Origin of the sequence: Curtobacterium sp. PhB78, from assembly GCF_003751685.1 — a bacterium.
Lineage (GTDB): Bacteria > Actinomycetota > Actinomycetes > Actinomycetales > Microbacteriaceae > Curtobacterium.
Genome location: NZ_RKIA01000008.1, coordinates 126377 through 138615, shown reverse-complemented (window position 1 = coordinate 138615; position 12239 = coordinate 126377). Strand labels below are relative to the sequence as shown.

Genomic DNA, 12239 nt, shown 5'->3' with positions numbered 1-12239 from the left:
CGTGCGTTCCTTCCCATGCCGCGTGCGGTGCTCCGCAGGATCGGGCGTACCTGGTCGAAACTTCCGACCAGGTACGCCCGATCCGGCCAGGTACGCCCACGTACACCCGGGCCGCGCTACGTGTGGCTCGGCGCGTTCCGGGCGAACAGACCCGGCAGCAACCCACCGATCTTCGTCCCGATGCACAGGCTGACGAAGGTCGCCAGAGGTGTCGCGAGGGACTCGGGGTCGAACGTGGCCACCGCCACCAGCCCGACGGTCCCGGGGACGAGCAGCAGGAACGCCGGGAAGAATGACACCGTCGCCGGGATCGCCGGCACGAGCCGCTCGAGCAACCGCGTCGCGACGAACAACAGCGCCGCCGTCGCGCCGGTCGCGACGACGCTCCCCCACACCGGCGTCGTCCCGCTCACCAGCGCGTAGGCGGTGACCATGACGGCCACCGACACGAGCGTCAGCCGCCAGCCCGACCGGAACACCAGGCCGAGGCCGACCGCCAGGACCACCACGGCGACCCACGACACCCAGTAGGACGGCACGGACTCCCACCCGGCCAGGTCCGTGCCGACGCCGGCGACCTCGCCGACGAGCGCCGCCGAGGACGGGTCGACGTGCAGCCCGGTCAGCGCACTGCCCGAGGCGATGCCGGCCGCCATGAAGCCGAGCATGATGAGCCCCTGGACCAGCCGCGAGGACCCGGTCACGATGTCCGCGGCGGTCAGTTCGAGCAGGGCGTTGGTGATGAGGGCACCGGGGACGAACACCGCCACCGGGGCGCACACGGCGAACAGCGGGACCTGCTCGAACCCGGCACCCGCGGCGACGAGTCCGACGATGGCCGTCGACACGAAGGCCGCCAGGAACGGGATGATCGCGACGGCCTCGCGGAAGCGCCGGAGCAGCAGTCCGATGACCCCGACGAGCGCACCGACCAGGAGCGCGAGCAGGATCGCCCACCACGGGCACCGGAACACGACGGCGAGCCCGGCGGAGGTCAGCGCGTTGCCGAGGATCCACGGCAGTGCGGGCGGCGGGACGGTGCCGGCACGGATGGCCCGGACCCGCGCGGGGATCTCGGCGAGGGCGATCGACCCGCTCTCCAACCCGAGCACGACCCGGTTCGCCCGTGCAGCCTGTCGGGACGACAGCTCGACGCCCTCGGCGTTCACGATCGTCGCCGCACCGGTCGAGACCTCGCTCACCATCACGAGCGCCGGCAGCACCCCGATCGCCAGGGTCGGACCGACCCCGGCGGCGTCGCGGGCCTTCTCGAGCGCCGAGCGGACGTCGGTGACGGAGCTGCCCGCGTCGAGCAGCAGTGCACCGAGCGTGCCGAGGAGCATGCCGACGGGGACGGTCTCGCCGTCGACGACCTCGACGTGGGCCTCGGGCCGACGGAGGGCGTTCTGCAGGTTCGCGAGTGCGCTTCCGAGTCCGACCACGCAGGCGATGTTAGCGATCGAGCGTGGCCTCGATGACCACGTTGTCGACCGACGGGGAGCCGTCCGGCCGCTGCAGGCACGTGATGAGCAGGAGCCGGCCGGGCTCGTCCGCCCAGACGTCGGCATCGGCGGCCACGGTCGCCTTCGTGATCCGCTCGGAACCGGTCACCGTCCACCGCGCGTCGCCGATCCGGACGCTGCTGCCGACCACGACCTCGGAGCGTTGCCCGTCGACGTCGATGAGCAGGTTGCCCGGGCCGATCGCACCGTTCCGCAGCGAGTGCATGACGACGAACACGGTGCCGTCCGCGCGGTCCGCCAGCGGGACCCCAAGGTTGCGGACCCGGTAGGCCTCGCTGAACCCCGGCGGCGTGATCTGCCCGTCGACGGCGTCCAGTTCGCCGAGCGGCACGTCGAGCCCGACCGACGGCACCACGAGCTGGACGCCGGTGTCGGCGACGGCGTTCGACGCAGACGCCGCGGTCCCCGACTCGCCCGGGTCGAGCGTGACCTGCTCGCCGTCGAGCGACGTGCCGGTGATCGCCGTCGGCGATGCGGCTCCGGTGGTCGCGGTGACCACACCGACCACGCCGACGACGAGGGACGCCGCGGCGAGCACGGCGATCGTCCAGAGCAGCGCGGTGCGCGGTCGGGTGGGTGGGGCGGTCATCTTCCGTTCCGGGGTGGTGACGGACGTGTCGGACGGGAGGCGCGCCTCCCGTCCGACACCTGGGTGCCGGGATCCGCGTGGCGGGGTCGACCGCCCCGCGGATCCCGGTGCGTCAGTCCTGCTGGGTGACGCGGCGGCGGTACGCGATGAACGCGACCGAGCCGAGGGCGACGACGCCGAAGGCCGACAGCCCGATCCACGGCAGGGCCGAGGTGCCGGAGACGGTGCCTCCGGTGTTCACGGCTGCGCCGGTGGTGACGGCCGTGGTGGTGTCGATCGGGTCGACGACGACGGTGCCGTCCGCGGTGACCGTGATGGCGAGCGAGACCACGGCGGTGCCGTCCGAGGACTCCACCGCGATGGTGTGCGCTCCGGCCGGGGTTCCCGTGGGGATCACGACCGAGGTCGCGAAGGCCCCGTCGGCGTCCGTGGTCACGGTGCCGAGGACGACGGGGTCGCTGTGCATGACGATTGAGTACTCCGACGCTGCCGGCAGGCCCTCGGCGCGCAGCGGCACCGAGTCGCCGACCGTGAAGGTGGTGGTGCCACCGGTGCTGATCGACGGGGCCGGGGTGGTGGGCTCCGTGGTCGGGCCGGTGGTCGGGCCGGTCGTGGGCTCCGGGGTGCCGGGCTCGCTCGGCTCGGTCGTCGGCTCCGGGGTGCCGGGCTCGCTCGGCTCGGTCGTCGGCTCCGGCGTGCCGGGCTCGCTCGGCTCGGTCGTCGGCTCCGGCGTGCCGGGCTCGCTCGGCTCGGTCGGCTCGGGCGTGGGTGCCTCGGCCGCCGTGTAGGCGATCGAGATCGGCTGCGGCTTCTTGGCCGCGGCGTCGTTCGCGCCGGACGTGTACCAGTACGAGCTCTGACCGGTCTCGTTCTGGAAGTCGACGAAGTCCGCCGGCCACGAACCCCAGTCGGCGTTCGTCTTGTTCAGGCTCGTCGCCGACGCGGGCTCGACACCCTGCCAGTCCGGGCTCACGGTGATGCCCGAGCTCGTGACTTCGACGTCGGTGAGGGTCGCGAGGTGCACGGTGCGCGGCGTCAGCGGCGCCCAGCTGCCCCCGTCGCGCGAGGCCGCGTAGCCCGAGACCGTCGCCGTGAGCTCACCCGTGCCGTCCGCTGCGACGTGCAGTTCCGGGTCCTCGGCGGACCAGTAGGTCAGGCCGCCGTAGAACGCGACCGTGAAGCCGCCGTCCCACGCGATGTCCGCGGTGCCGGCTGCGGCGTCCACGGTGCCCGTCCCCGCGGCGAGCGTCAGGACGCCGGCGGTCGTGGTGCCCGGGCGGACCGTGGTCCCGTCGCCGGTCTGGCACTTCGTGGCGAAGGTCGGGGTCGAGGTGCCGCCCGCGGCCTTCGGGTAGGCGATCGAGACGTTGCCAGCCGACGCGGCGTAGCCGGGCGACGGGTTGGTCGCGGTCCACGGAGCCGAGGCACCCGAGTTGCCGGCGATCCCGGCGGACAGGAAGTTGCAGCCGCCGAAGTAGGCGCCGGCGTTGGCCTCGTTGCTGAGGCTCCAGGACAGCGACGCGTCGGTGACGTCGGCGGAGGCGGCGTTCGCGGGGGCAGCGCCGAGCGCGGCGGCCGCGGCGATCGTCGCGCCGAGGGCGACGGCGGTCGCGCTGGCGGCCAGACGCCGGGCGCGAGGAGAGGACAGGTGCATTCGGGTGGTCTCCAAGTTTGGGTAGCCTTACCTAACTCCCTGAGCATAGGGACAGGAGTTAGGTTAGGCAACCCTAAGTTGAATTCGGCCGGACATGCTCGTGCGCGGACCTGGTTCGCGCTTGGCAAAGCGACAGTTGTCCGCACGGACGCGCCGTCCTGCCCGCGAAAGCGACAGTGTGCCGCGAACGGTTGGCGGCACGACGTCGTTTTCGCGGGACGCACGCGTGTGACGGACGGGAGGCGCGGTGCGGGCGCGCCACGGGCCTCCCGGCCGGGCTGGGGCCGGTTCACACCCGCCGAAGCGACAGATGCACCCGCGGTCGCGCCGTCTTGCCCGCCAGGGCGACAGTGTGCCGCGAACGGTTGGCGGCAGACTGTCGCTTTCGCGGGACTCGAACTGGTACCCCCGGTGGGACTCGAACCCACAACTCGGCGATTTTAAGTCGCATGCCTCTACCGATTGGGCCACGGGGGCGGGCCGCAACAGCCTACCGATGCGCGAGAGGCGGCCACCCCGAAGGGTGACCGCCTCTCGTGGACTGCTGCTGGGACTACTTGGCGTCGGCCGGGGCCTTCACGGGCTCGGCCTCGTTCGAGACGTCCTTGGCGGGCTCGCCGTACGCCGGGCCGGCGGCACCAGCGGGCTTGCCCTCTTCCGGAGCCGGAGCGGCGGCCGGAGCTGCCGGGGCCTCGGCCGCGGGCTTCGGACGGGACGCGAAGGCCTCGAACGCAGCGCGCGGGGTCTCACGGTCGTCGAGCGACGCGATGTCGCGGCCTAGGAAGAAGCCACCGACCCAGTCGCCGATGACGCGCCACTTGCGCTCCCACGACGGCATCGCCATGCCGTGGTAGCCACGGTGCGCGCCCCACGCCAGGAAGCCCTTCATGGCGAACTTGCCGGACTGGAACACGCCGATGCCGAGACCGAGGCCCGCAACGGCGCCGAGGTTCTCGTGCTTGTAGTCGGTCGTGGCCTCGCCACGGATGGTCGCGACCAGGTTCTTCGCGAGCTGCTTCGCCTGACGGACGGCGTGCTGGGCGTTCGGCACGCAGAAGCCGCCGACGCCACCACCGGTGAGGTCCGGCACGGCTGCGACGTCGCCACAGGCCCATGCGTCCGCGATCACGCCGTTGTCGTCGACGACGCGCAGGTCGGGCTGCACGCGGATGCGACCGCGCTGCTCGAGCGGGAAGTCGGTGCCCTTGACCATCGGGTTCGCCATGACACCGGCGGTCCAGATGATGAGGTCGGACTCGATCTTCTCGATCGCGCCGTCGCTCGTCTTGAGCTCGCAGACGCCACCGACGGCCGAGGCCAGCTGGGTCTCGAGGTGCACGTTCGCACCGCGCTGCGCCAGGTTCTTGAGCACCCAGTGCGAGGTCTCGAGCGAGACCTCGGGCATGATGCGGCCCATCGCCTCGACCAGGTGGAAGCGCGTCTCGTCGAAGGAGAGCTGCGGGTAGCTCTTCAGCAGGTCGGTGACGAAGGAGCGGAGCTCGGCGAACACCTCGATGCCGGCGAAGCCACCACCGACGACGACGACGGTCAGCAGGCGGTCACGCTCGGGACCGGCCGGCAGGTTCGCCGCCTTGTGGAAGTTCGTGAGGATCTTGTCGCGGATCGCCGCGGCTTCCTCGATCGTCTTGAGGCCGATGGCCTCGTCCGCAACACCCGGGATCGGGAACGTGCGGGACACCGCGCCGGCGGTCATGACGATCTGGTCGTAGGACTCCTCCCACGCCTCGCCCTCGGTCGGCGTGATCGTGGCGGTCTTCGTCGCGTGGTCGACCTTGGTGACCTTCGCGGTGACGACGCGGGTGTTCTTGAGGTGGCGGCGGTGCGAGACGACCGCGTGACGCGGCTCGATCGAACCGGCAGCGACCTCGGGCAGGAACGGCTGGTACGTCATGTACGGCAGCGGGTCCACCATGACGACCTCGGCTTCGCCCTGGCGAAGGTGCTTCTCGAGCTTCCATGCGGTGTAGAAACCGGCGTAACCGCCGCCGACGACGAGGATCTTGGGCACGGGGGATGATCTCCTTGGATGGGGGTTTCGGAGTCGAGTCAGACTTCGCCGCCACCCGCCCCGACTCCAGCGTCTGCACCGTCATCATACGCCCGGCACTCACACCGGGAGGGCGACCAGTCCGCGCGCTCGAGCGCGAGGTCGCCGATGGGGTTGACGCCGGGTCCGGCGGCGAGGGCGTGACCGACGAGGGCGTGCAGGCACTTCACACGGGTGGGCATGCCACCGGCGCTGATGCCGACGATCTCGTCGACGTGCTCGATCGACTCGCGATCGGCCAGGTAGGACTCGTGGGCCGCGAGGTACGCGGCCGCGGTGGTGTCGTCCTCGAGCAGTGCTGCCAGCTCCGGCATCACCTGGTTGGCCTCGAGGGTGCTGACCGCGGCGGTGGCCGCGGGGTGGCACAGGTAGTAGAACGTCGGGAACGGGGTGCCGTTCGACAGTCGGGGCTTCGTGGAGACGACCGTGGGGTTGCCACAGACGCACCGTGCCGCGATCCCGATGACGTCGCGTGCCGGTCGGCCGAGCTGCGCCGACACGACCTGGACGTCGCGGTCGGAGGGCGGGTCGAAGGGAGGGGTCGTCACGGGAACGTGAGCCTACCGGAGACCCGGTACCCCGCGCACCGTCGTGCCGGACGGGTCCGGCTCGGAGCTACTTGCTCTCGCCGGTGCCCGAGACGTCCGGGGCCACGAGGTCGGCGGCGGTCTCGTCGGTGAGCCCCGACTGCAGCACCGAGGACAGCATCGCCTGCACCCAGTCCACCTTCGGCGTCTGGACCTTCGTGCTGACGGGCGTGCCGGAGTCCGTCGTCGGCGTGGTCTCGGCCTTCCGGTCCTCGGCGCCCATCACGAGGTAGCTCTCCTCGCCCGGGTACACGTAGAGCAGGCGGTCGCGCGCCTGCGCCTCGATGTACGCGGGGTCGTCCCAGCGGGCGACGTCCTTCTTCTTCTGCGTGACGTCGGCCTTCTGGCTCGCGACCTCACGCTGCTGCTGGGCGATCTGCTCCTGCTGCTGGATGAGCGTGCGGAGCGACGGGGCGAGCACCACGACGAAGAGCACGATGATCGCGAGCATCAGCAGGCTGAACCCGGAGAAGTGGATCGAGCGGTACCAGGGCTGCGCCGACGTGCTGCCGTCGGGCATCGCCACGGGGACGCGGCGGACGCGGGGCTTCTGGCTGGGCACGTCCCGACGATAACCCGACCGACGCGGTGGGAGCGCCCGGCACGCGGCCGTTCGGTGGCCTCTCAGCGACTCGTGTCGTCCGATCGATGCTGCCGGGAGGCGCGGCTCCGGTCCGCACTGTCCGGCCCGTGCCAGGAGTGGTCACGACCCACCGCCCGGCGCGCGTCCGGCGGTCACGTCCTGTCGGCCAAGCCCGGGCCAGCCGACGACTCGTGACCACTCGACGCAGCGCGCGCGGCAGGTACTGACCCCGGCACGGAGGGACGCGATCGAGGTCCGCACACGACGAGACGCCGCCCTCCCGGAGGAGGACGGCGTCTCGGTGGTGCCGGTGCTGCTGGCCGAGCTGCTTACAGTGACTTGGCGCGCGGGAAGGCCGAGCGACCGGCGTACACCGCGGCGTCGCCGAGCTCTTCCTCGATGCGGAGCAGCTGGTTGTACTTCGCGACGCGGTCCGAACGAGCCGGTGCACCGGTCTTGATCTGACCACCGTCGACCGCGACCGCGATGTCCGCGATCGTGGTGTCCTCGGTCTCGCCGGAGCGGTGCGACAGGATCGAGGTGAGGCCGTGACGGTGCGCGAGCGAGACCGCGTCGAGGGTCTCGGTGAGCGTGCCGATCTGGTTGACCTTCACCAGGATCGAGTTCGCGGCCTTCTCGTCGATGCCCCGCTGCAGACGCTTCGGGTTGGTGACGAACAGGTCGTCGCCGACGATCTGGACCTTGTCGCCGAGCTCGGCGGTCAGGTGCGACCAGCCTTCCCAGTCGTCCTCGGCCAGCGGGTCCTCGATGGTGACGAGCGGGTAGTTCGCGACGAGGTCGGCGAAGTACGCGGTGAACTCCTGGCTCGAGAGCTGCTTGCCCTCGAACGAGTACTTGCCGTCGTGGAAGAACTCGGTGGACGCGACGTCGAGGCCGACGGCGATGTCCTTGCCCGGGGTGAAGCCGGCCTTCTCGATCGCGGTCAGCAGGAAGTCGAGCGCCGCACGGTTCGACGCGAGCTCCGGCGCGAAGCCGCCCTCGTCGCCGAGGCCGGTCGCGAGACCCTGCTTCTTCAGCTCGCCCTTGAGGGCGTGGTAGGTCTCGACGCCCCAACGGAGCGCCTCGGAGAACGACTCGGCGCCGTAGGGCACGAGGAAGAACTCCTGGATGTCGACGTTGGTGTCCGCGTGGGCACCGCCGTTGACGACGTTCATCAGCGGAACGGGCAGCGTGTGCGCGTTCGGGCCGCCGAGGTAGCGGAACAGCGGCAGGTCAGCCGAGTCGGCAGCGGCACGGGCCACGGCGAGCGAGGCACCGAGGATCGAGTTCGCGCCGAGGCGGGACTTGTTCTCGGTTCCGTCGAGCTCGATGAGCGCGGCGTCGACGAGGCGCTGGTCGGTGGCGTCGAAGCCCTCGAGCGCCGGGCCGATCTCGTCGAGGACGGCGTCGACGGCCTTGAGCACGCCCTTGCCGCCGTAGCGCGAGGCATCGCCGTCGCGGAGTTCGTACGCCTCGAACGCGCCGGTGGAGGCACCGGAGGGGACGAGCGCGCGGGACACGACGCCGTCGTCGAGGAGGACCTCGACCTCGACCGTCGGGTTGCCTCGGGAATCGAGGACTTCGCGTGCGCCTACGGCATCGATCAGGGCCACGGGGTACTCCCTACACATTGGTTGTGGTGTTTGCGGGACCGATCCTAGCGAGCCGAGGTGAACACGACGTCGACCGTGACGCCCGGTGTGGACAAGTCAGTCGAGCGGGCGGAACTCCACACCCTCGAGCGACGTCGTGTCGGCGCCGACGGTCGCGAAGGCGGAGAACCCCTGCGCGGCCAGACCGGCGAGCAGGTTCTTCGTGTTCTTGGTGCGCCGTTCGAGCCGCACGCGCCGGTGCGATGCGAGCGCCTCGGTCTTGAGGGCCGCGAGCCGGACCGGGTCGACGTCCTTGTCGTAGACGAGCACCACGGCGTCCGACTCGGCGGACTCCGGGAGTGTCACGAGGTCGACCAAGCGCTCGAAGCCCAGCGAGAAGCCGACCGCGGGGACGTCCTGCCCGAGGAACCGACCGATCATGCCGTCGTACCGACCGCCGCCGCCCAGGCTGTAGCCGAAGTCGGGGTGCGCGACCTCGAAGATCGTGCCGGTGTAGTAGCCCATGCCGCGCACGAGCGTCGGGTCGAAGCGGAGGTCGACGCCGGGCAGCGCTTCCCGCAGGCGCAGCAGGTCGGCGAACGCCTCGGCGTCGAGCCACGCAGCCCCCTCGACCGAGGTCCAGTCCGCGGCCTCGAGCGCACGGATGGTGTCCTCGAGCCCCGGCAGCTCCTGTCCGACGGTGCTGCGGAGCTCGGCGGCGACGCCGTCCGGGCCGATCTTGTCGAGCTTGTCGACCGTGATGAGTGCGCGGTCGGCGGCAGCGGGGTCCGCGATGCCCCACGACGCCAGCAGGGTCAGCAGGATCCGCCGGTCGTTGATGCGGATCGTGGTGCCGGTCACCCCGAGCGCATCGAGCGCGGCGGTCGTGGCGCGGATGAGCTCGATCTCGGCCAGCTGCCCGGGCTCCCCCAGGATGTCGATGTCGCACTGCACGAACTGGCGGTAGCGCCCCTTCTGCGGACGCTCGGCGCGCCAGACCGGCGCGATCTGCACCGATCGGAACACCGAGGGCAGCTCGGCGCGATGCGAGGCGTAGAACCGGGCGAGCGGCACGGTCAGGTCGAACCGGAGCCCGAGGTCAGCGAGGTCGAGCGGCGCCTGGGCAGCCTGCAGGTCCTCGGTGCTGAGCCCGCGCTTCATGACCGCGAACGCCAGCTTCTCGTTGTCGCCGCCGAGCCCGGAGTGCAGCCGCGCGGCGTCCTCGACCACGGGGGTCTCGATCTCGTCGAACCCGTGCCGCGAGTAGACGTCGCGAACGACACCGAGCACGTGCTCGCGTCGGGCCTTGTCCGCGGGGAGGAAGTCACGCATGCCACGGGGTGCCGTCACGGTCGTCGCCATGGCGTCAAGTCTGGCAGATGCGCATCGACGAGTTGCGCGGCATGCGTCCTACTGGCATACTGCATTCAGTACCTCGGTTCGGAGCGTGCCTGATCCACTCTCCGGACCGATCGCGTGGGCACCGTGCTGCAGTGTGCCCCGCGACCCGAGCGGGTTCTGCGTGCACACCTCTCCCTGGGGGTGTGCCCACCCGCTCACGGGCGCCCTCCTTTTTCGGGTTAGGAGGGCGCCCTTCTCGTTTGCCGCGCACTCACTCCGCCGCGCGGCCGGCTTCCTCGAGCGCAGCGACCGCCGTGCGGAGACTCGCGACGGGGTCGATCCCGTCCCGCACCGCTCCGGCCACCTCTTCCAGCATCGCGATCCCCCACGCCGGGTCCACCGCCCCCGCACCGTCGGCCGGTGCCGGCGACCCGACCGATGCCCGAGCGGTCCCCGTTCCGGGTGCCGCAGTTGACGTGGCGGACGCGCCGCGGGCCTCCCGGTCAGCGACCGAGCCGAATGCGGCGGGCGCGGCGGCCACGACCGACGCGACGGCCGTGTCGGCAGCACCGTGCTCCTTCAGGCGCTCCAGCAGCTTGACGGCCCGCTCCAGTGGCGGCATCGCACGCGGGACGCCGTCGAGGGCGCTCGTCCGGGCCGACTTCTCCGCCGCCTTCGCCGCGCGCCACACCCGGACCACGTCGTCGACGGTGTCCGCGGTCTCGTCACCGAACACGTGCGGGTGTCGACGGACCATCTTGTCGCGGACCCCGGCGGCGACGTCCTCCAGGGTGAACTCCCCCGCGCGTTCGGCGATCCCGGCGTGCAGGACGACTTGGTACAGGACGTCGCCGAGCTCCTCGCGGACGTCGTCCGGGTCGCCGTCGTCGATGGCGTCGACGAGTTCGTAGGACTCCTCGACCGCGTAGCGCGCGAGCGTGGCGTGCGTCTGCGCCCGGTTCCAGACGCAGCCCCCGTCCTCGGCGAGCAGGCGGTCGACGACGGTGACGAGGTCCGGTACGGCGGTCATCGCGCCATCGTCTCACCCGCGTATGCTGGAGGTGGCGTGTCGGGAAGTCTGGTCGACGGACACTCACCCGACCCCTCGAGACGGAGATCCATGTCGTCCCTCGTCCGCTCCCCCCGCTTCAGCGCCATCGCGCTCCTGACCGCCGCCGTGCTCGGCCTGGTCGTCGCGAACTCACCCGTCGGGCCCGGCCTCGAACGGCTGCTCGACGCACACCTGCCGCTCGGCGCAGTCGGTCTCGACCTGTCGATCGCGCACTGGATCAGTGACGGCCTGCTGGCGGTCTTCTTCCTGCTCGTCGCGATCGAGCTGAAGCAGGAGCTCGTCGACGGTGAGCTGTCGAACCCCAAGACCGCGATCATCCCCGCCATCGCGGCGGTCGGCGGCGTGCTCGTGCCGGCGGGCATCTTCCTGCTCGTCACCGCTGGCACGCAGTACACGCACGGCTGGCCGATCCCGACGGCGACCGACATCGCGTTCGCCCTCGGTGTCCTGGCGATGTTCGGTCGCGGGCTACCGAGCGGCATCCGGGTGTTCCTGCTCGCACTCGCGGTGCTCGACGACCTCATCGCGATCATCATCATCGCCGTCGTGTTCGCGCACGACACCGACTTCCTGGCCCTCGCCGGTGCCGTCGTCACGCTCGCGGTGTTCTGGCTGCTCGGCCGGATGCTCCGTCCGGGGCGCAACGGGCAGACGCTGCTCATCGTGGCGATGGTCGTGGTCGGGCTCCTGACGTGGTGGCTCGTCTACCACTCCGGCGTGCACGCCACGATCGCCGGCGTCGCGCTCGGGCTCGTGCTCCCCCGCCGTCCGGGCCACACCCTGCACGAGAACGTCGAGCCGTGGTCCAACGCGATCGTGCTGCCGGTGTTCGCGTTCGCGTCGGCCGCGGTGGTCATCCCCGCCGTCGGCATCGGCGAGCTCTCCCCCACGTTCTGGGCGGTCGTCATCGCGCTGCCGGTCGGCAAGGTCATCGGGATCACGCTGTTCGGCGCGGTCGCCACGCGGATCTTCCGCTCACCAGGGCGGTCGTCGTTGTCGTTCTTCTCGATCATCACCGTCGGGGTGCTCGGCGGGATCGGCTTCACGGTCTCGCTGCTCATGAACGAGCTCGCGTTCGCCCGGAACGAGGAGATCCTCGACGAGGGCGTGCTCGCCGTGCTCGTCGGCTCGGGCATCGCCATCGTCGCGTCGGCGGTCGTGGTCACGCTGCGGGCGCGGGCGTACCGCGGGCGGCGCGAGCTGTCCGAGGCCGAGGCGACCGAGTAGCGG

10 protein-coding genes and 1 tRNA gene are annotated in these 12239 nt (G+C 71.2%); 1 reads left to right on the top strand and 10 read right to left on the bottom strand.

Translation table 11 applies throughout. The annotated features are described in order from the left end of the window. Positions 1 to 116: 116 nt before the first annotated feature. From EDF53_RS17515 to EDF53_RS17470, 10 genes are all read right to left on the bottom strand, one after another. The gene (locus EDF53_RS17515; RefSeq protein ID WP_123294738.1) at positions 117 to 1442 is read right to left on the bottom strand and encodes a threonine/serine exporter family protein; all 1326 of its coding nucleotides are present in this window, start codon (positions 1440 to 1442) and stop codon (positions 117 to 119) included. 10 nt (positions 1443 to 1452) lie between these two features. Further along, positions 1453 to 2112 carry a class F sortase gene (locus EDF53_RS17510; protein WP_123294737.1) on the bottom strand — a complete coding sequence of 220 codons (660 nt, stop codon included), beginning with the start codon at positions 2110 to 2112 and terminating at the stop codon, positions 1453 to 1455. Between the two features lie 112 nt (positions 2113 to 2224). Beyond that, positions 2225 to 3781: a hypothetical protein gene (locus EDF53_RS17505; protein WP_148058383.1), complete on the bottom strand. Its 1557-nt coding sequence runs from the start codon at positions 3779 to 3781 to the stop codon at positions 2225 to 2227. A 385-nt stretch (positions 3782 to 4166) separates the two neighbouring features. Next, a tRNA-Leu gene (locus tag EDF53_RS17500) sits at positions 4167 to 4243 on the bottom strand. 76 nt (positions 4244 to 4319) lie between these two features. Then, entirely contained in the window at positions 4320 to 5795 is a 1476-nt protein-coding gene (locus tag EDF53_RS17495) for an NAD(P)/FAD-dependent oxidoreductase (protein ID WP_123294735.1), read from the bottom strand. Positions 5796 to 5833: 38 nt separating this feature from the next. Beyond that, a complete protein-coding gene (locus EDF53_RS17490; protein ID WP_111084823.1) occupies positions 5834 to 6382 on the bottom strand; it encodes a DUF501 domain-containing protein in 549 nt (182 codons plus the stop codon). Positions 6383 to 6449: 67 nt separating this feature from the next. Next, positions 6450 to 6983 carry a septum formation initiator family protein gene (locus EDF53_RS17485; protein WP_111084824.1) on the bottom strand — a complete coding sequence of 178 codons (534 nt, stop codon included), beginning with the start codon at positions 6981 to 6983 and terminating at the stop codon, positions 6450 to 6452. A 350-nt stretch (positions 6984 to 7333) separates the two neighbouring features. Next, positions 7334 to 8617: a phosphopyruvate hydratase gene (gene eno / locus EDF53_RS17480; RefSeq protein WP_123294734.1), complete on the bottom strand. Its 1284-nt coding sequence runs from the start codon at positions 8615 to 8617 to the stop codon at positions 7334 to 7336. A 96-nt stretch (positions 8618 to 8713) separates the two neighbouring features. After that, on the bottom strand, positions 8714 to 9958 hold the full coding sequence (gene hisS, locus EDF53_RS17475; RefSeq protein ID WP_123294733.1) for a histidine--tRNA ligase: 1245 nt from the start codon (positions 9956 to 9958) through the stop codon (positions 8714 to 8716). 250 nt (positions 9959 to 10208) lie between these two features. After that, entirely contained in the window at positions 10209 to 10967 is a 759-nt protein-coding gene (locus EDF53_RS17470; protein ID WP_123294732.1) for a MazG family protein, read from the bottom strand. Between the two features lie 90 nt (positions 10968 to 11057). Between EDF53_RS17470 and nhaA the strand changes: the two genes are divergently transcribed. Further along, the gene (gene nhaA / locus EDF53_RS17465) at positions 11058 to 12236 is read left to right on the top strand and encodes a Na+/H+ antiporter NhaA (RefSeq protein ID WP_123294731.1); all 1179 of its coding nucleotides are present in this window, start codon (positions 11058 to 11060) and stop codon (positions 12234 to 12236) included. The last annotated feature ends 3 nt before the right edge of the window (positions 12237 to 12239 follow it).